A 19,766-nucleotide genomic window follows, 5' to 3' on the forward strand; every position below is an offset into this window, starting at 1 on the left:
TTTATTCGTACCGGTTGATACGTCGCAAAACAATGGCCGTGTACCCCTTCAGTTCCCTTAGAGCGAACAAAAGATGGCGACGTTCCGAAATCTGCCGTGATCACCTAACGGTTTGAGAAGACAGGTAAAATGTCAGGCATGCGGCGAAATCATGGCAGTTGGCACGTGCTGCCATAATTTTAATCAGCAACAATGTCGGGCGGATGACTGAGGCCGAAATCGCCTTTCGCGAAGTATAAAGCAAAACAAAGCTGCAGGATGCCCTTCCAGGCGAAGGTGGCCAAAGCCTCACCGCTCGCGGCTACTCCTATGGGGCGCCTCAAGGCTTTGATTTCATAGACTTCTCGGCGGGATGCCCGTCAACGGCAGACGGCAACGCCAGGCGGGATGGGGCCTCTCATCCCGCCTGGCGTGACAAAAGTCGCGGTCGGGGCCTCAGCCCCGAGCGCATGCTTTTTGGGCAACAGGCCTCAGGCCGGAATCCTGACGACAACCTCGGCAACTTCGCCGTCCTTCAGCTCGACTGCCGAAGCCTTGGTCTTTGCCCCATTCACCTCCAGCGACACGGCCTTGGCCTTATTGTCGCGGATGACACGAACCTTGAGTTCCGCCCCCAGCATTTTGAGATTTGCCGAGTACCCATCCCAGTGGCTTGGCAGCTTCGGCTTGAACTGGACACGCTTGCCGCGCCGTTCGATGCCCAGAATGCCTTCGACCGCAGCCCTGTAGAGCCAGCCGGCAGAGCCGGTGTACCAGGTCCAGCCGCCACGGCCGCCCTTGCCGTTGCCGGCATTGTCGTCCCCGGCATAGATGTCGGCCGCCACGACATAGGGCTCGACTCGATAGTGCTCGGCCGTGGCCTCGTCGGTCGCGTGGTTGACGGGATTCAGCATCGAGAAACAACGATAAGCCTGGTCGACCTGCCCCATCTCGGCAAGCGCGATGACGAACCATGTGGCGGCGTGGGTGTACTGGCCGCCATTCTCGCGCACGCCAGGCGGATAGCTCTTGATGTAACCGGGGTCCTTTTCCGTCTTCGAGAATGGCGGCGTGAACAGCTTGACGATCTTCAGCTTGTCGTCGACGAGCAGCTTCGTTGCTTGCTCCATGGCGGTGGTCGACCGTGCCGGGTCGCCCTCTCCCGAAAGCACGCTCCAGGACTGGGCGATCGAGTCGATCTTGCACTCCTGCGAGTTGCGAGACCCCAAAGGCGTGCCGTCGTCGAAACTGCCGCGCCGGTACCATTCGCCGTCCCATGCGGTGCTCTCAAGCGCCCGCTTCAGAACATCGGCATGCTTTGCCCAGGCCTGTGCTCGCTTGGCATCACCCTCGGTCTTGGCGACGGGCGCGAAATCGCCCAGCGTCTTCAGCAGGAACCAGCCGAGCCAGACGCTCTCGCCCCTGCCGTGCTCGCCGACGCGGTTCATGCCGTCGTTCCAGTCGCCGCCGAGGATCAGCGGCAGGCCCGCGGGGCTGCTGCGCTTGATGGCGAGATCGAGCGCACGCGCACAGTGGTCGTAGAGCGTCGCTGTCTTCTTCGAGATTTCCGGGGTGAAGAAGGCATCGTGCTCGCCCTCGCCCAGCGGCTGTCCATCGATGAAGGCCAATTGCTCCTTGAGGATGGAGGCATCGCCAGTGACCAGCAAATAGCGCGCCGTAGCGTGGGCAAGCCAGACCACGTCGTCGGAGATCAACGTGCGTACGCCAGCACCCGTGCGCGGCAGCCACCAATGCTGCACGTCGCCTTCGGGGAACTGCCGCCGCGCCGCGTTGAGGATCTGGTCGCGCGCCAGCTGCGGATCATGCGCCAGCAGCGCCAGCGTATCCTGCAACTGGTCGCGGAAGCCGAAGGCGCCGCTGGCCTGATAGAAGGCGGAGCGGGCACGGATGCGGCAGGCCAGGCTCTGATAGGGCAGCCAGTGATTGACCATGGCGTCGAGCGCCTTGTCGGGCGTCTCGACCTGGATGGTGTCGAGGAAGCCGCGCCATTCGCGCTCATTGTCGGCCAATCGCTGGTCGAAGTCCTTGGCCCGATGCTCCTGCACCAGCGCGCTCGCCTCCTCGACCGACTCGGCGTCGCCGAGCAGCCAGAGCAGCGTCACGTCGCCGCCTGCCGGGATCTCGACGTCGCGGGCAATCGCCGCGCACGGATCGTCGCCGGCCTCGACACGGCCAGACAGCGCCGCACCGCTCAGCACCGCCTGCGGCAGCTCGCTGGAGCCATGCCGGCCCAGGAACTCCGATCGGTCTGTGGTCACCGAATGGACGCCGCCGTCGGCCGCCAGGAACGCAACCCGCTCGCCGAAATCCAGCCCGTAGGGGTTTTGTGCGAGCAGCGCCCCACTGGCGGCATCCCGCGACGGGACGATGGTTGCCGCAGTGCGCGACCGATGCCCGCCGAGCACCCATTCGGCATAGGCATAGACACGCAGCCGCGCCGGCACCGAGCCGGAATTCTGGATGCGCAGCCGCGAGATTTTCAGGGAATCGACCGGATCGACGACATGGGTAAGGTCCATCGACAACGGTCCGCGCTTCGAGCGGAAGGTCGAGAAACCCTGGCCGTGCCAGGCCTCGTAGGTCATCGAGGGATCGCGCACCATGGCGGCGAGCGGCGAGAATGCCTTGCCGCTGGCCTGATCGTAGATATAGAGGCCCTCGCCCGGGCGGTTCGAGACCGGATCATTCGACCACGGCGTCAATTGGTAGTCGCGGCTGTTTCGGCTCCAGGTGAAGGCTGCGCCCTCGGCGGAGGTGTGGAACCCGAACGAGGCGTTGGAGACGACGTTGATCCACGGCTGCGGCGTCGTGCGCCGCCCGGCCAGGCGCACGACATAGTGCCGTCCGTCGCCGTCGAAACCGCCAAAGCCGTTCCATTGGCTGAGTCCGCTGCCATCGGCGCTGACATTGGCCACCGCCTGCGAGGCAGGAGTATGCGTCGTGGGTGTCGGCGACGGCAATTCACGCGGAATCGGCAACGTTGCCAGAGCATCCCGCGCCTGCAGGGCCGCCGCCTCGGCGCGCTCGATCTGGTCGAAGATGGTGCCATTGCGCGTGTGCAGGACCACCCGGGCGACAGCGAGCAACGTCTTGTAGGTGGTCTCGTCCATGAGATCGCGGCGCACCGCGAAGATGTGCTGGCGCGGCCCGAGCTCCTTGCCGCGCAGACGGCTGTTTTCGCACAGCGTCTCGACCGCCCGCTGCAGGTCCTGGACATAGGAGGACGCCTGCTCGTTGACGACGACGAAGTCGATCATCATGCCGCGGGTGCGCATATATTCCTGGAACCGCAGCGCCTGGGCGACGATTTCGAGATCGGCGACATCGCCGATCCTGACCAGGAAGATCGGGAAATCGCCGGAAATGCTTGTCGGCCACAGGCTCGACTGCTTGCCCAGCCCCGAGGCGATGGATTCGGCGGGAAGACGCAGGAACGGATCCGGATAGATCAGATAGCGCGCCAGCTTCTGCACATTGGCGGCATCGGTCAGGCTGAGGCCCATGTGGCGGGTCTGCACCTGGCTCCGCGTCCAGGCAAGCATGGCCTGGCGGGCAAAGCTCTCCGGATGGTCGAGGCGGGCGATGGCTTCGTCCAGTTCGGCACGGCCGGCGCCGACAACCGTCCAGAAGGTCAGCGATATCTTCTTGTTGGCCGGCACGCGCACCTGGCGGCGCAGCGAGGCGACGGGATCGAGCGTAAAGCCTGAGTGGCCGCCCAGCCTGGCGCCCGGGTCGAAAGCGGCTGCGTCGACGATGGTGCGGCCACGGCCGATGAAGGCGCGCCTGTCGGTCTCGGCCTCGGCGTCGCGCGCCGATCCGGACGGATCGGTGACGAAATGCACCATGGCGATATCGGGCTCGCTGGTCTCGCGCTTGCGCCGCGTGGCGAAGATCGCCGCGTTGTTCGCAGAGATTTCGGTTTCCACGAACATCTTCGAGAAGGCCGGATGCGCGTTGTCGGACGCCTCCAGGCCGAGCACCAGCTCGGCAAAGGAGGTCACTTCGATGTGACGGTCGGACGGACCGTCATTGTAGAGCGTGACCCGACGGCCCTCGCCATTGCCTTCCGAGATGACGATGCATTCGACCTCGGAGCGCAAGGTGCCCACCGATTTGACGAAGCTCGCCTTGTCGTCGGAGAACAAGGTCTGCGCCTTTTCCTCGGCGGCTCGCTTCGGTTCGGCTGTAGCCGACCACCAGTCGCCGGTGCCGGCGTCACGCAGGAAGATGTAGGAGCCGAGCCGGTCCTCGGTCGGATCCGGCTGCCAGCGGGTGACGGAGAGATCGCCCCAGCGGCTGTAGCCCGAGCCGGTCGCGCTGACCATCACCGAATAGCGGCCGTTCGACATGACGTTGGTCGACCGCAGCGACTGCAGCGGATTGAGCACGATGCGGGTGTCGGGGCTGTCGACTTCGGTCTCGTCCTTGGAGCGTTCGTCGGCCTCGGTCCTGACGGTCGCTGTCGGGATGTCGCGCGGCGCCCTCTCCTGCAGCAAGAGTTCGGCCGATTCGATGACCGGATCGCTGTGGAAGCGGTCGCGCATGCGACCTTCGAAGATGGCGTCGGCAACCGCCGCGATCGACATGCCCGAATGGTGGGCCATATAATTCTGGACGACGACATGGTCCGTGCCTTCCGGCACGCGCTGCGGCGTGAAGTCGACGGCATCGTAGTAGCCGTGGCGGCCGAGCGCCCCGATCTCCCGCAATCGGGCGAGATTCAGCACGGCTTCACGCGGATTGAACTGGGCCGCCAGTATGGTGGCGTAAGGCGCGATCACCGTGTTTTGGCCAAGACCGCGCTTCAGCCCGAGGCCTGGAACGCCGAAATTGGTATATTGGTAGGTCAGTTCGCGGTCGCGGGCATTGTAGGCGGCCTCCGAAATGCCCCACGGCACGTTCTTCTGGCGGCCATACTGGATCTGGCGCTTGATGATCAGCTTGCTGGTCTGGTTGAGGATCGAGCCCTGCGGCTCCTTCATGACCAGCGGCGGCATCAGATATTCGAACATCGAACCGGACCAGGACATCAGCGCGCCCTGGAAACCGATTTCGACGATCGGCCGGCCAAGCCTGAACCAGTGCTCGGTCGGCAGATCGCCCTTGGCGATGGCGAACAGGCTGGTCAGCCGCGCTTCGGAAGCCAGAAGGTCGTAGCAGCTTTCGTCGAGCTGGTGTTCCTCGACCCGGTAGCCGATCGACAGCAGCTTGCGCTCCGGCCGCATCAGGAAGGAGAAATCCATCTCGAAGGCATAGCGGCGGGTGCGCTCGCGTAAGGTGAGCAGCTTGGCACGCAGCGCCTCGACGGCATTGTCGTCGCTGTGCGCGTCATGGACGTGCGCTTCGCAGGTGGCTTCCAGCCTTGCCGCCCAGTCGACGATGACGTCGCTTTGGGGCGACACCGCCTCGGTATGGATGGCGGTGGCCAATTTGCGGATCTCGCCGGCCAGCACGGCCAGGTTGATGGTGCGGATCGACGCCATTTCGGGCTGCGCCTTGATGGTGTCGACAGCGCGCCGCATGCCGTCGAGACGGTCGGCGAGGCGCTGGCGCAGCGGGCGCAACTGACGGCGGTCGTCGGGCAGATCATCGAGGCTTTCGCTGAGGATGGTGACCGTGTCGAGAATGCCTTCGAAATCGCCCTGGAGGTGCACGGAGGGCGCCTCCGCCCATTCGGCGCAGGCCGCCGCCACCGCCACCAGATGGCCGGCCAGATTGCCGCTGTCGACTGCCGAGATGTAAAGCGGATAGAGCGGCTTCAGCGTCGTGGTGTCGTACCAGTTGAAGAGGTGACCGCGCTCACGCGGCATGCCCTCGATCGTGGCCATGGTGGCGTCGATGCGGGTGATGGCGTCGGACAGGCTGATCCAGCCGAAGTCGCGGGCGGAAACGACGGACAGCAGGTAGACGCCGATATTGGTCGGCGAAGTACGAGGCGCCACCACCGGCGCCGGGCTTTCCTGGAAATTGTCGGGCGGCAGATGGTGATGCTCTGCCGTCACGAAGCTTTCGAAATAGTGCCATGTGCGCCGCGCCACCGTGCGCAACGTATGGATATCGGCCTGCGATATGCGCAAGCGATCCTCGGTTTCAGCCGAACGGCTGATCCAGCTGGCGATGGCGGGCGAGCCAATCCAGAACAGCGCGAAGAAGAAGGCAACGAAGGCGCCGGTCGAATCGGCCAGCACCGGAATGGCAAGGCCGACGAAGCCGATGATCACGGCGCCATACATCATGCCGTAATACGACCCGACATCGTTGTCGCCCGCCTTGTGCGCCTGCGAGGCGGTGCGCCATTCCAAAAGGTTCTGGCGGCTGACGAACAACCGATAGAGCGTGCGCACGATGGCATCGCCCATCATCCAGGCGTTGTGCGCCATCAGGACGATCTTCAGCGCCACCATGGCGGTGCCGAAGGCGACGTCGCGTGCCAGGGCCGAGAAATGGCCGCGTGGCGTCTGGTCGCCGCTCTTGGGCAGGATGGCGTTGACGATGTCGAATGTCGGCGCCATGAACAGGCTGAGGATCAGCAGGGCCTGCCATTGCGCGGCCTGTGTGAAGGGCAGCAGCGTCCAGCCGGCAATCGCCGCCATCACCCAGAAGATCGGCGTCAGCGAGCGGCGCAGATTGTCGATCATCTTCCAGCGCGACAGCGCAGGCACGCCGGAGCGCGGATCGAGCATGAAGCCGAGCAACTGCCAGTCGCCGCGCGCCCAGCGATGGTGGCGCGAGGCGTCGACCGAGTAGCGGGTCGGATAGTCCTCGACCAGTTCGACATCGGTGACCAGCGCCGATCTCGCCAGCGCGCCCTCCAGCAGATCATGGCTGAGGATGGTGTTTTCCTCGATGCGGCCCTGCAGGGCGGCCTCGAAGGCGTCGACGTGATAGAGGCCCTTGCCGGTGAAGGACCCGTCGCCGAAGACGTCCTGATAGAGATCGGACACGGCAAAGACATAAGGGTCGAGGCCGCGATTGGCCGAAAACACCCGCTGGAAGAACGACGCATCGTCGCCTGATGTCAGCGACGCGGTGATGCGCGGCTGCAGGATCGCGTAGCCGGCGGTGACGACGCGCTTGCTGGCATCGAAATGCGGCCGGTTGAGCGGGTGGCAGAGCTTGCCTACGAGGGTGGCGACCGCGTCACGGGTGGTGCGCGTGTCGGCATCGAGCGTCATCACGTGGACGACGTTCTCCGGCAGCGGCACGTCGAGCGGCAGGAACGTGGTGTCGCTGTCGCCGCGCAGCAGAAGGTCGAGTTCATGCAGCTTGCCGCGCTTGCGCTCCCAGCCCATCCACGACCCTTGCGCCGCATTGAAGAGCCGGCGCCGGTGCAGGATATAGAAGCGCGGCGCGCCTTCGGAGGGATAGCGTGCGTTGAGGCGAGCGATCTCGGCACGCGCGAATTCGAGGATTTCGGTGTCGGCAGCATCGATCTCGGTCTTCGAGTCCGGCCAGTCCGACAGCAGCGCGAAATGGATTTCATCGGCCGTGTTGGCGAGATGATGCACCTCGATATTGCGGATGTTTTCCTCGACATCGTCGCGCGAGCCGATCAGCGACGGCACCACCACCAGCGTGCGCGCCTCGGGCGGCACGCCGTGCCGGTAATCGTAGCCGACGAGGCGCGTCGGTTTCAGGAACAGCGAAACGACCGTGTTGAAGAAGGCGAGCGCGCCCTCGCTGGCCGGCACGGCAAAAAGCGCCAGCATGAGGACGATCGAGGGCACCGACAGGCCGAGATTGGCGAGTGCGTTGCCGGAGAGGACGAGAAGCAGCGCCGTCAGCGCAAACACCGGTACGACGATGCCGAGCCAGCCGGTCTTGCGGAAGGCACGCTTGACTGTCTGGCTGACGGTGGGTCGATAGCCGATTGCCTTCTCCAGCTCGAGCCGGCGTGGGCCGACGAGAAAGAAGCCGACATCGGTGTGGGCGGACCCGGTTAAAACGACGTCGCCGTCGCCATCGCTGGCGGCGTGGCCGGCCAGCTCGATGGCCTTCTCGGCGACGCGATATTCCGAAAGGTTCGAGCGGCGCGCCAATTCCTCGATCGCGGTCCGGTACTGGTCGCGCGAGAAGAAGTCGAGCGCGGCGAAATCGGTGCGCTCGCGCAGCACGGTGTCGATGCGGCTGACGCCTTCGAACCACACGGTCCAATCGACGTCGTTGATAAGGCGCAGGCCACGAATGATGTTGCCCGTCGTCACATTGCCGCTGGACAACGTGTGATGTTCGGAAATGATGATTTCCTCGGCATCGGAGCCGGTCTTTTCGAGCTCGCCTTCCAGCCATTCCAGAGCCTTGCCGGCATTCTGCGAGCCATCGCGCAGGCGATAGAGCAGCTGGGTGGCGAAGGTGGTGTCCTGTGCGTGGGCGCTGAAATTGGACAGGATCGACTGCCGGTCGGCGCTGTCGTCGGTGGCCAGGACCTTGTCGGCCACATCGTTGGCGATCTGACGCATCTGACGGGTTCGATTGACCCTGACCGCCAGCCGGCGCAGATTTTCGATCAGCACGAAGCGCAACAGCGAAGGCAGCGCCCAGAGTTCGCCGATCTTCAGCGGCTCGACCGACTGAAAACCCTGGACGATGGACTTGAACATCGTCGCCGAAACGGAACTGTCCGAATGTGCGACATAGGTCCAGGCCAGCGCCAGCGCGCGCGGCACGCTGCCGCCGTCAGGCAGTTTCAGGGTCGGCAGCTGGCGATAGAAGCGGCGCGGCAGGTCGCGCTTGACCTGGAAAATGGTCTCTTCGACCAGGTAATTGTTGTCGAGCAGCCATTGTGCCGCCGGCGTGATCGTCTCGCCCCTCGCCTGCGCCGCATTGGTCGACCGGTAGACTTCCAAAATCTTCTTGGCGCTGTCGCGGATACGGGCCTGAAAATCGAAGGGCGTCAGCCCGAACAGATCTGTGAGGTCGCCTTTCGCCAGGCTTTCACCGAGCAGCCGAAGGCGCTCTTCGGGCAGGTAATTGGAGCGGATCGGCTCTTCGGTGATGGCCGGGAAGCTCGCGCTTGTCTTCTCGATTTGGGCAGGATTCGTCTGAATATTCATTGAAAATTCCGTAAGCGGGCACTGAGCGGCGTCACCGCCACGGCAATGGCCCTAAAACCGGTTCAAATGCAATTGGTTGCATAAACCCCACTTGCCGAAAGTTTGTTTCCGCACCACGACAGGGCGTCGTCTCTCAGCAAACTCAAAGACAAGCACCCCACTTCCCGCCAGCCAGATCGGCGGAGAGGATTCAGGCTTTTTCGTGATGCCGCCAGCAGCTTACGCTATATTTCGCCGGTACCGCGATCATGTTTGGAAACAAGCGTTAATCGTTGCCGGCGATGGCGCGGATCCGGATCACGTACAGCGTTGCCTCATGGGCGGGTTGGACAAGCAGGCCGGTGCTGACCGGCCCGGACAGCAGAGTGTCAAGCGGCCCGAGGCGAACCGGTTCAGCGGCGGGCACACTGATGTCGCCGTCCAAGCACAGGATGAGCGTTGTGCCGGCTTCAGTCCGGATTTCCACGGGGGCCGAAATCACCAGGCGTTCGACCGAATGCGTCATCCGGCTTCGGCGGGTCATGACATTGAGATCGGTGATCGGTCCGCCGATCAGCGCGGCCGAGGTCTGCACGTCGGCCGGGAAAGAAAACAGGGCGGTCGTCCTGTTTATAGATCTCGGCGGGTAGCCGGCAATCTCGAGGACGATGCCCTCGCCTTCGAGCACGGCAAGGGTGCGATCGATGCCGGCGAATTGCGAGAACGGACCGCTCGATTCGACACGCGCCATCGACACGCGCCAGTCGAAATCGTTTAGCCCGGCACCGGGCGGCGAGACGGCGATTTCCGTCGTCACGCCGCCACCGTTCTTCCACGGCATCGACCGGTATTCGGCTGCCCGCAGGATGCGCATACCTAGCCCTCCGCTATGGCTACGGGCGTTCGAAACTCGAAAAGCCGATTCCGCGGCTTTTCGCCTGCCTGCGGCCGGACGTTTCTCACCCGAGAATGCCGGGCAGGTTGAGCTGGTGCTCCTTGGCGCATTCGACGGCGATTTCGTAGCCGGCATCGGCGTGGCGCATGACACCGGTCGCCGGGTCGTTCCACAACACCCGCTCCAGGCGCCTGGCGGCTTCGCGCGTGCCGTCGGCGACGATGACCATGCCGGCGTGCTGCGAGAAACCCATGCCGACGCCGCCGCCATGGTGCAGCGACACCCAGGTGGCGCCGGACGCCGTGTTGAGCAATGCGTTGAGCAGCGGCCAGTCGGATACCGCGTCCGAGCCGTCCTTCATCGATTCCGTTTCGCGGTTCGGCGAAGCGACCGAGCCGGAATCGAGGTGATCGCGACCGATGACGACAGGCGCCTTCAGCTCACCCTTGGCCACCATCTCGTTGAAGGCAAGGCCGAGCCTGTGGCGGTCGCCAAGGCCGACCCAGCAGATGCGCGCCGGCAGACCCTGGAAGGCGATGCGCTCGCGCGCCATGTCCAACCAGTTGTGCAGGTGGGTGTTGCCGGGCGTCAGTTCGCGCACCTTGGCGTCGGTCTTGTAGATATCTTCCGGATCGCCCGACAGAGCCGCCCAGCGGAAGGGGCCTATGCCGCGGCAGAACAGCGGACGGATATAGGCCGGCACGAAGCCGGGGAAGGCAAAGGCGTTCTCGAACCCCTCCTCCTTGGCCACCTGGCGGATGTTGTTGCCATAGTCGAGCGTCGGCACGCCGGCGTTCCAGAACGCCACCATCGCCTCGACATGTTCGCGCATGGAAGCGCGGGCCGCCTTCTCGACCGCCTTGGGGTCGCTGACGCGCTTCTCGCGCCACTCGGCCATCGTCCAGCCCTTCGGCAGATAGCCATTGATGGGATCATGCGCCGAGGTCTGGTCAGTGACCATATCGGGGCGAATGCCACGTCTGAACATCTCCGGGACGATCTCGGCCGTATTGCCAAGCAGGCCGACCGACTTCGCCTCGCCGGCCTTGGTCCAGCGTTCGATCTTTTCCAGCGCCTCGTCGAGCGTCTCGGCGCGCTCGTCGACGTAACGGGTGCGCAGGCGAAAATCGATCGAGTCCGGGTTGCATTCGATGGCGAGGCAGCAGGCGCCGGCCATGACGGCGGCGAGCGGCTGGGCACCACCCATGCCGCCGAGGCCGCCGGTCAGGATCCATTTTCCCTTGAGATTGCCGCCATAGTGCTGGCGACCGGCCTCGACGAAGGTCTCGTAGGTGCCCTGCACGATGCCTTGCGTGCCGATGTAGATCCACGAGCCGGCCGTCATCTGGCCGTACATCATCAGGCCCTTCTTATCGAGCTCGTTGAACTTTTCCCAATTCGCCCAGTGCGGCACCAAATTGGAGTTGGCGATCAGCACACGCGGGGCGTCCGGATGGGTGCGGAAGACGCCGACCGGCTTGCCCGACTGGACCAGCAAAGTCTCGTCATCGGCCAGCGTCCTCAAGGAGGCGACGATGCGGTCGAAATCGTTCCAGGTGCGCGCCGCCCGGCCGATGCCGCCATAGACGACCAGTTCGTTGGGATTTTCAGCAACATCCGGGTCGAGATTGTTCATCAGCATGCGCAGCGGCGCTTCCGTCAGCCAGGAGCGCGCGCTGATTTCGGTGCCGCGCGGGCTGCGGACTTCGCGGATGTTGTGGCGAGGATTGTTCATGGCGTCACTCCATAAAGGACCTGATGTCAGACACGCGCCCAGGATGTCGCGGTCTCGAGGATTTTCCGCAGGGTGGCGCGGATCGGTGCTGCGAACTCGGCGTCATAGGGCACCGGCCAATTGTCCGGCGTGCCCTTGCCATCGGGCTCGCGCATATAGATGCGGTTGGAGAGTTCCATCTGCAGTGCGTGCACGCCTTGTTGCGGCTGGCCGAAATGGCGTGTGATCCAGCCGCCCTTGAAGCGGCCGTTGATGACAAAGGTTTCACCGGTTTCGGCCATGATCTGGCCGACCATCGCCTGCAGCGTCGGATCGGCGCTCCTGCCGTCATTGGTGCCGAGATTGAAAACCGGCAGCGTGCCTTCAAACAGGCGCGGCAGCACTGAACGGATCGAGTGGCAGTCATAGAGCACGATCTTTTCGTGTAGCCCGCGCAACCGGCCGATCTCGGCCTGCAAGGCGGCATGGTACGGCACGAAGAATTCCTCGCGACGCTCGTCGATCTCCGACGGCCCCGGTTCTTCGCCCTCGCGATAGAGCGGATCGCCATCGAAGGTCTCGGTCGGGCAAAGGCCCGTCGTCGCCTGGCCGGGGTAAAGCGAGGCGCCGGAGGGATCGCGGTTGACGTCGATGACGGTGCGCGAGATCGCGGTGTGCACCACCGTCGCCCCGAGGCCGGCGGCAAAGTCATAGAGATTATCGATCCACCAATCGCAGTCGCGGCGGCCGAGCCAGGGCGAGACCAGCCGATTCTCAAGGCCGGCGAGGTCGATGCCGGTGTGTGGTATCGACACCAGCAACGGGGCTGTGCCGGGCGTGACCGTCAGCCAGGGCGCGCTTGCCATCACACCGCTCCGGAAATCGACGGCAGAGCCACACCGCCGGCGGCCTCGATGGCCGCACCGCTGCGCACCATGGCGATGGCTTTTTCCATATCGGGGTGGAAATGGCGGTCATTGTCGAGATGCGGCACTTCGGCCCGCACCAGCCTGCGCACCGCCTCCAGGGCGTCGCTCGAGGCCAGCGGCGCGTGGAAATCGCAGCCTTGGGCCGCGGCCAGCAGTTCGATGCCGATCACCGCGGTGGCGTTCTCGACCATGCCGATCAGCCGGCGCGCGCCGTGCGCCGCCATCGAAACATGGTCCTCCTGATTGGCCGAGGTGGGGATCGAATCGACTGATGCCGGATAGGCTTTCTGCTTGTTTTCGGAAACGAGCGCCGCCGCCGTCACCTGCGGGATCATGAAGCCGGAGTTCAGGCCGGGCTTGGGCGTCAGGAAGGCCGGCATGCCGGAAAGTGCCGGATCGACAAGCATGGCGATGCGGCGCTCCGACAGCGAGCCGATCTCGCAGACGGCGAGCGCGATCATGTCGGCGGCGAAGGCCACCGGCTCGGCGTGGAAATTGCCGCCGGAAAGCGCGGTGTCATCCTCGGCGAAGATCAGCGGATTGTCGGTGACGCCGTTGGCTTCGGTGCCCAGCGTGTCGGCCGCCTGGCGCAGCACGGTGAGTGCCGCGCCCATCACCTGCGGCTGGCAGCGCAGGCAATAGGGATCCTGCACGCGTTCGTCGCCAACCCGGTGCGATTCACGGATGGCGCTGCCGGCCATCAGATTGCGCAGGGCGTCGGCCGTCTCGACCTGGCCGGGATGCTTTCTCAGCACATGGATGCGCGGATCGAAGGGGGCGTCGGAGCCTTTTGCCGCGTCGGTCGACAGGGCACCGGCGACCAGCGCCGATTGGTAGAGCACTTCGGCCTCGAACAAGGCGGCCAGCGCATAGGCGGTCGAAAACTGGGTGCCGTTGAGCAGCGCCAGGCCCTCCTTGGCGCCCAGTGTCACCGGTTCCAGGCCATGCGAGACGAAGGCGACCTTGGCCGGGAAACGGCCATGTGGGGTAAAACATTCGCCGACACCGATCATCACCGCCGTCATGTGCGACAACGGGGCGAGGTCGCCGGAGGCGCCGACCGAACCCTGCGCCGGCACCACCGGGATGACGTCGTTGGCCAGCATCGCTTCCAGCAACTCGATGGTTTGCGGCCGCACACCCGACGCGCCCTGCGCCAGGCTGGCGAGCTTCAGCGCCATCATCAGCCGGCAAACGGCAACCGGCATCGGCTCGCCGACGCCGGCGGCGTGCGACAGGACGATGTTGCGCTGCAAGGTCTCGAGATCCTCGGCCGGGATGCGGACGCTGGCCAGTTTGCCGAAGCCGGTGTTGATGCCATAGACCGGCTCGCCCTTGGCGACTATCCTGGCGACGGCCTCGGCGCTCGCCTTGATTTTCGGCCGGCAGGCATCGTCCAGCTTGGGCACGACGCCACGATAGATGGCGCGCCAGTCGGCCAGCGTCGCATTGCCGGGCTTCAGGGTCAGTTCGGTCATTGTCCTCTCCAGATGCGGGCATGCAGCGGGTTGAAGCCCATGCGGTAGACGAGTTCGGCGGGGCGCTCGATGTTCCAGATCGCCAGGTCGGCGGATTTTCCGGCTTCCAGCGTGCCGGTTTCTCCCAGCAAACCAAGCGCGCGGGCCGCCTCCCGGGTGACGCCGGCAAGGCATTCATCGACGGTCAGGCCGAACAGGGTCGCGGCCATGTTCATGGTCAGAAGCAGTGAGGTCAGCGGCGAAGTGCCGGGATTGTTGTCGGTGGCGACAGCCATCTTGACGCCGTGCTGGCGAAACAGGCCGATCGGCGGCTTCTTGGTTTCGCGAATGAAATAGTAGGCGCCGGGCAGGATCGTCGCCACGGTTCCGGCCTTGGCCATCGCCGCTGCACCTGCCTCATCGGTGTATTCGAGATGGTCGGCCGACAGCGCACCGTAACGGGCGGCGAGTTCGGCGCCATGCAAATTGGACAGTTGGTCGGCATGAAGCTTGACCGGCAGGCCGGCCGCCTTTGCAGCATCGAAGACGTGCGCCATCTGTTCCGGCGAAAAGGCGATGCCCTCGCAGAAACCGTCGACGGCATCGGCCAGCCCCTCGGCGGCAACCGCCGGGAGAATTTCCTTGGCGACCAGATCGATAAAGGCGTCCTTGTCACCCTTGGCTTCCGGCGGCAGCGCGTGGGCGCCGAGGAAGGTCGTGCGGATCGTCACCGGCCGCTGGTTGCCCAGCTGCCGTGCGGCACGCAGCGACTTCTTCTCGTTTTCGAGGTCCAGGCCGTAGCCTGATTTTACCTCCACGGTGGTTACGCCCTCGGCGATCAGCGCATCGAGGCGTGGCAGCGATTGGGTGACCAGTTCGCTCTCGCTGGCGGCGCGCAGCGACTTGACCGAGGAGACTATGCCGCCGCCGGCCCGGGCGACCTCTTCATAGGTGGCGCCGGCCAGCCGCATCTCGAATTCGTTGGCGCGGTTGCCGGCATGGACCAGATGGGTGTGGCAATCGATCAGGCCAGGCGTGATCCAGCGGCCCTCGCAATCGACCGTTTCGGCGGCCAGGGCAAGTGTCGGGGGCAGCTCCGACTCGGGGCCGGCATAAACAATGCGGCCGTCACGCGCAGCGACCGCGCCATGTTCGACGACGCCAAGTCCGGCAGACCCGTCGGCCATTGTCGTCAGCCGCGCATTGCGCCACAGACGAAGATCCCCTGCCCGGCTTTTGCTCTTTGCAGCCATCATCTTTTCCGTTTCAATCGATGACGATTATGTATATACATATTGAAACGCACTGCAAGTGCCTTCATCGCATGAGACACAGAGAACCGGAGAGAAAAGTGGCAGCGATCTTTGCGGAACAGGCGCTCCTTCCCGATGGCTGGCGCGAAAATGTGCGGCTTACCCTGGCTGAGGGACGCATCACAGCCGTTCAGCCTGGCGCTGCTGCGGCAGCCGGCGACGAACGTCACGCGATCCTGTTACCCGGCATGCCCAATTTGCACAGCCACGCCTTCCAGCGCGGCATGGCCGGCCTTGCCGAGCTTCGCGGCCCCTCCGCCGACAGTTTCTGGAGCTGGCGCGAGGTGATGTACCGTTTCGCCCTGTCGATGACGCCCGATCAGGTCGAGGCGGTTGCCGCACAACTCTATGTCGAGATGCTGGAGGCCGGTTTTTCCCGCGTCGGCGAATTTCACTATCTGCATCACGACCGCGATGGAAAACCCTACGCCAACCTCGCCGAGATGGCCGAGCGCATTGCGGCCGCGGCCGGCGAGTCAGGCATCGGCCTGACGCTTTTGCCGGTGTTTTATGCGCACTCGTCTTTCGGCGGTGCCGCACCAAACGAAGGCCAGCGGCGATTCATCAACGATGTGAATCGATTCTCGCGGCTTGTTGAGAAATGCCGCGAATCGGTTCGCGCGTTGGATCAGGCTGTTGTCGGCGTCGCTCCGCACAGCCTTCGCGCCGCGACACCGGAAGAACTGTTTGACGTGACTGCCCTAGCGCCGGACGGGCCGATCCACATCCACATTGCCGAGCAGGTGAAAGAAGTCGAGGATTGCCTTGCCTGGTCGGGCGCGCGGCCGGTCGAATTTCTGCTGGCCAATGCCAAAGTCGACAAGCGCTGGTGCCTGATCCACGCCACCCACATGACCGATGCTGAAACCGTTGCCATGGCCAAAAGCGGTGCCATCGCCGGCCTATGCCCGATCACCGAGGCCAATCTCGGTGACGGCACTTTTGCCGCGCCGCTGTTCAGGGAACATGGCGGCCGCTATGGCGTCGGCTCCGATTCCAATGTGCTCATCGGCCTGCCCGACGAGTTACGCCAGCTCGAATATTCGCAGCGTCTCGCCCACCGCGCCCGCAATGTGCTGGCGGTCGCAGGCGGCTCGACCGGCCGCGCACTGTTCGACGCCGCGCTCGACGGTGGCAGCGTCGCGCTTGGCGCCGGCGCTTCCGCGATCGCCGCCGGCGCATCCGCCGATCTTGTCTCGCTCGATCCCAAAAATCCCTCGCTGGCCGGCAAGAGTGGCGACGCGATCCTCGACGCCTGGATCTTCGCCAATGGCAGCAAGGTCGACTGCGTCTGGGTGCATGGCCGCAAACAGGTCAGCGGCGGCAGGCATGTGAAGCGAGAGGCCATCGCTGAGCGTTTTCGCAACGTGATGACGGCGCTTTCGGCATGAGCATGGCCGGCACTGTGGAAGAAGGCGGCGGCTCGCTGCACCAGCGCATCCTCTCCGACATCAGCGAGAAAATCCTGTCCGGCGCCTGGGCGCCCGGTCATCGCATCCCGTTCGAGCATGAGTTGAGCGTGCAATACAATTGCTCGCGCATGACGGTGAACAAGGCGCTGTCGCAGCTTGCCAAGGCCGGACTGATCGAGCGCCGCCGCCGCTCAGGCAGCTTTGTGCGCCGGCCGCAGTCGCAGGCCGCGGTGCTGGAAATCCACGATATCCGCATCGAGGTCGAAGCGCTCGGCCTGCCCTATCGCTACGAGCGCGTCGCCCGACACAAAAGGCGCAGCAGCGCCGGGGATCGCGCGCTGCTGGAACTCGGCGTGGCCGGACCGGTGCTGGCGCTGGAGTGCGGTCATTTCGCCGGCGAGCGGCCGTTCGCGCATGAACAGCGGCTGATCAATCTCACCGCCGTGCCCGAGGCAGCGGACGAGGAATTCGTGGCCACCGCACCAGGACCATGGCTGATTGGCCGCGTGCCGTGGAGCGAAGCCGAGCACCGGATTCGCGCTGTCGCCGCCGACAGGCATATCGCGGCTGCACTCGATATAGAAACCGGTGCGCCCTGCCTGGTGGTCGAGCGACGGACGTGGAGCGCCGAGCACCCGGTCACCCATGTGCGCTTCACCTACGCGGCCGAGAGCCACACGCTGGTGGCGAGGTTCAGGCCGCAGGGGTGAGGCTGATCTCCCCCCACGTGGGGGGAGATTGGCAGCTTCAACGCCTCAAATCGCAGCGGTAATAATAATCTCGACCAGATATTCCGGGGCGGCGAGCTTTGCTTCGCCGGTGGCGCGGGCTGGCGTGTTGCCCTGCGGCACCCACTTGTCCCATTCCGCGTTCATCTCGGCAAAGGTGCTCATGTCGGCCAGCCAGATGATCGCCTGCAGGATCTTGGTCTTGTCGGAGCCAGCCTTGGCCAGCAATTCGTCGACAGCCGCCAGGATGTCCCTGGTCTGCGAAGCGACATTGCCGGTTGGCTGGCCGACCTGACCAGCCAGATAGACGGTATTGCCATGGATGACGATCTGGCTCATGCGCGGGCCGACATCGATGCGACGAATGCTCATTGGATGGTTCCTTCCTGTGGCGGTTGCGCTTCTTTAGAGTCGCGACCGGCTTGGGGCAAGGTCGCCAGGTCGAATCCCCTTGGGCCAACGGCATATGATACGCACACACGGCAAGTTGACCCTGCGGCCGCAATTCCGCCGGATTGGCTTGTTGACTAATGTAATAACATCACATATCCAATCGGCCGCTGCCAGCAGCCGGATTTCGCCGCCTACGGATCGCAGAATGACAAATACCTGCCTGACATTCCGCGACCTGACGCTTGGCTACGGCAGCCATCCGGCGATCCATCATCTCGACGGCACCATCCGCAAGGGCTCGCTGACCGCTGTGGTCGGCGCCAACGGCTCCGGCAAATCGACGCTGATGAAAGGTATTGTCGGCGTCCTGAAGCCGATGGCCGGCGAGGTTATCCGCGCGCCCGGTGTACGTGCCGCCTATCTGCCGCAGCAATCGGAGCTCGACCGCTCCTTTCCGGCACGGGTGGTGGATCTGGTTTCGCTCGGCCTGTGGCCACGGCGCGGCCTGCTTGGCCGCTACACCAAGGAAGATCGCGATGACGTCAGCAAGGCGCTGATGGCGGTGGGCCTCGGCGGTTTTGAAAAGCGGCCGATCGACACGCTGTCGGGCGGCCAACTGCAGCGCACGCTGTTTGCGCGTGTCCTGCTGCAGGACGCCGACCTCATCCTGCTCGACGAACCCTTCAACGCCGTCGACGCCAAGACGGTCGGCGACCTCATTGCGCTGATCAAGCACTGGCATGGCGAGGAACGCACCATCATGGTCGTCGTCCACGATCTGGATCTGGTGCGGCAGAATTTCCCCGAAACGCTGCTTCTGGCCCGCCAGCCGATCGCCTGGGGCGAAACCCGGGAAACGCTGAAGCCTGAAAATCTGTTGCGCGCCCGCCGTTTTCACGAGGCCTGGGAAGAAAATGCACCCTGGTGCGAGCCGGGCGAGGACGCTCATGGTCACGATCACCATGGCCACGATCACGATCACCAACATGGCGTCGGACCGAGGGCTGCCTGATGGACATGCTTTACGGCCTTGTCATCGCGCCCTTCGCCGATTTCGCCTTCATGCAGCGGGCGTTAATCGGTTCGCTGATGCTGTCGCTCGGCGCCTGCCCTATCGGCGTCTTCCTGATGCTGCGGCGCATGAGCCTGTCGGGCGACGCCATGGCGCACGCAATCCTGCCCGGTGCAGCCGCCGGCTTCCTGTTCTATGGGCTGGAAATCCTGCCGATGACCATCGGCGGCCTGATCGCCGGCGTCATCGTCGCGCTCGGCGCCGGCGCCGTCTCGCGTTTCACCATCCAGCGCGAAGACGCCTCGATGGCGGCTTTCTACCTGATTTCGCTCGCCATCGGCGTGCTGATGGTGTCGATCCGCGGTTCCAGCGTCGATCTCATGCATGTGCTGTTCGGCACCGTGCTGGCGCTCAATGACGAGGCCCTGACGCTGATCGGCGGCATCGTCGCGGTGACGCTGGTCAGCCTCGCCATCTTCTGGCGGGCGCTGGTCGCCGAATGCCTCGACCCGCTGTTCCTGCGCTCGGTCAGCCGGCTCGGCAGCCCGGTGCATTTCATCTTCCTCGGCCTTGTCGTACTCAACCTCGTCGGCGGCTTCCAGGCGCTCGGCACGCTTCTGTCGGTTGGGCTGATGATGCTGCCGGCCGCGGCCGCCCGCTTCTGGACGGTTCGCGTCGAGCCGATGTGCGTGCTGGCCGTACTGATCGGCTTCGCATCCTGCGTCGCCGGGCTGCTTTTGTCCTATCACGCCTCGCTGCCATCCGGCCCGGCCATCATCCTGTCGGCCGGCGTCGTCTATTTCGCCTCGATCCTATTCGGCACGCGCGGCATCCTGCGCGCGCGCATCATCCATCACCGTCACAGAACGGCCTGATCCCCG

Annotated in this window: 11 protein-coding genes; 4 read left to right on the plus strand and 7 right to left on the minus strand. The window is 64.5% G+C overall.

What is annotated here, in order from left to right; all coding sequences use genetic code 11:
- Positions 1-470: 470 nt before the first annotated feature.
- From MESCI_RS22705 to hutI, 6 genes are all read right to left on the minus strand, one after another.
- Entirely contained in the window at positions 471-9,053 is an 8,583-nt protein-coding gene (locus MESCI_RS22705; protein ID WP_013532298.1) for a glycoside hydrolase family 94 protein, read from the minus strand.
- 265 nt (positions 9,054-9,318) lie between these two features.
- Entirely contained in the window at positions 9,319-9,906 is a 588-nt protein-coding gene (locus MESCI_RS22710; RefSeq protein WP_013532299.1) for a HutD/Ves family protein, read from the minus strand.
- Between the two features lie 85 nt (positions 9,907-9,991).
- Positions 9,992-11,662, minus strand: coding sequence for a urocanate hydratase (gene hutU / locus MESCI_RS22715; protein ID WP_013532300.1), 1,671 nt, complete (start codon positions 11,660-11,662; stop codon positions 9,992-9,994).
- A 26-nt stretch (positions 11,663-11,688) separates the two neighbouring features.
- Positions 11,689-12,507: an N-formylglutamate deformylase gene (gene hutG, locus MESCI_RS22720; protein WP_013532301.1), complete on the minus strand. Its 819-nt coding sequence runs from the start codon at positions 12,505-12,507 to the stop codon at positions 11,689-11,691.
- Positions 12,507-14,048: a histidine ammonia-lyase gene (hutH, locus tag MESCI_RS22725; RefSeq protein ID WP_013532302.1), complete on the minus strand. Its 1,542-nt coding sequence runs from the start codon at positions 14,046-14,048 to the stop codon at positions 12,507-12,509. The genes hutG and hutH overlap by 1 nt, the downstream gene beginning before the upstream one ends.
- On the minus strand, positions 14,045-15,280 hold the full coding sequence (hutI, locus tag MESCI_RS22730; protein ID WP_013532303.1) for an imidazolonepropionase: 1,236 nt from the start codon (positions 15,278-15,280) through the stop codon (positions 14,045-14,047). Before hutI ends, hutH begins: the two co-directional genes overlap by 4 nt.
- A 98-nt stretch (positions 15,281-15,378) precedes the next feature.
- Here hutI and MESCI_RS22735 point away from each other — a divergent pair, with 98 nt between their 5' ends.
- Together MESCI_RS22735 and hutC are read left to right on the plus strand one after the other, a co-directional pair.
- Positions 15,379-16,731 (plus strand): formimidoylglutamate deiminase, encoded by a 1,353-nt coding sequence (locus MESCI_RS22735; RefSeq protein WP_013532304.1) that lies wholly within the window; start codon positions 15,379-15,381, stop codon positions 16,729-16,731.
- The gene (gene hutC, locus MESCI_RS22740; RefSeq protein ID WP_013532305.1) at positions 16,728-17,462 is read left to right on the plus strand and encodes a histidine utilization repressor; all 735 of its coding nucleotides are present in this window, start codon (positions 16,728-16,730) and stop codon (positions 17,460-17,462) included. Before MESCI_RS22735 ends, hutC begins: the two co-directional genes overlap by 4 nt.
- 45 nt (positions 17,463-17,507) lie before the next feature.
- Here hutC and MESCI_RS22745 read toward each other — a convergent pair whose 3' ends face one another.
- Entirely contained in the window at positions 17,508-17,852 is a 345-nt protein-coding gene (locus MESCI_RS22745) for a RidA family protein (RefSeq protein ID WP_013532306.1), read from the minus strand.
- Positions 17,853-18,078: 226 nt separating this feature from the next.
- Here MESCI_RS22745 and aztA point away from each other — a divergent pair, with 226 nt between their 5' ends.
- Positions 18,079-18,885, plus strand: a complete 807-nt coding sequence (gene aztA, locus MESCI_RS22750; protein WP_013532307.1) for a zinc ABC transporter ATP-binding protein AztA — start codon at positions 18,079-18,081, stop codon at positions 18,883-18,885.
- Positions 18,885-19,760, plus strand: coding sequence for a zinc ABC transporter permease AztB (gene aztB, locus MESCI_RS22755; protein WP_013532308.1), 876 nt, complete (start codon positions 18,885-18,887; stop codon positions 19,758-19,760). Before aztA ends, aztB begins: the two co-directional genes overlap by 1 nt.
- Positions 19,761-19,766: the final 6 nt, after the last annotated feature.

The sequence above is a fragment of the Mesorhizobium ciceri biovar biserrulae WSM1271 genome (assembly GCF_000185905.1).
GTDB classification, from domain to species: Bacteria; Pseudomonadota; Alphaproteobacteria; order Rhizobiales; family Rhizobiaceae; genus Mesorhizobium; species Mesorhizobium ciceri.

Coding starts and splice junctions, on each gene's coding strand:
- hutU (WP_013532300.1), bottom strand. CDS start 11,662: ATGAACAATCCTCGCCACAACATCCGCGAAGTCCGCAGCCCGCGCGGC.
- hutI (WP_013532303.1), bottom strand. CDS start 15,280: ATGGCTGCAAAGAGCAAAAGCCGGGCAGGGGATCTTCGTCTGTGGCGC.
- hutC (WP_013532305.1), top strand. CDS start 16,728: ATGAGCATGGCCGGCACTGTGGAAGAAGGCGGCGGCTCGCTGCACCAG.
- hutG (WP_013532301.1), bottom strand. CDS start 12,507: ATGGCAAGCGCGCCCTGGCTGACGGTCACGCCCGGCACAGCCCCGTTG.
- aztB (WP_013532308.1), top strand. CDS start 18,885: ATGGACATGCTTTACGGCCTTGTCATCGCGCCCTTCGCCGATTTCGCC.
- MESCI_RS22705 (WP_013532298.1), bottom strand. CDS start 9,053: ATGAATATTCAGACGAATCCTGCCCAAATCGAGAAGACAAGCGCGAGC.
- aztA (WP_013532307.1), top strand. CDS start 18,079: ATGACAAATACCTGCCTGACATTCCGCGACCTGACGCTTGGCTACGGC.
- MESCI_RS22745 (WP_013532306.1), bottom strand. CDS start 17,852: ATGAGCATTCGTCGCATCGATGTCGGCCCGCGCATGAGCCAGATCGTC.
- hutH (WP_013532302.1), bottom strand. CDS start 14,048: ATGACCGAACTGACCCTGAAGCCCGGCAATGCGACGCTGGCCGACTGG.
- MESCI_RS22710 (WP_013532299.1), bottom strand. CDS start 9,906: ATGCGCATCCTGCGGGCAGCCGAATACCGGTCGATGCCGTGGAAGAAC.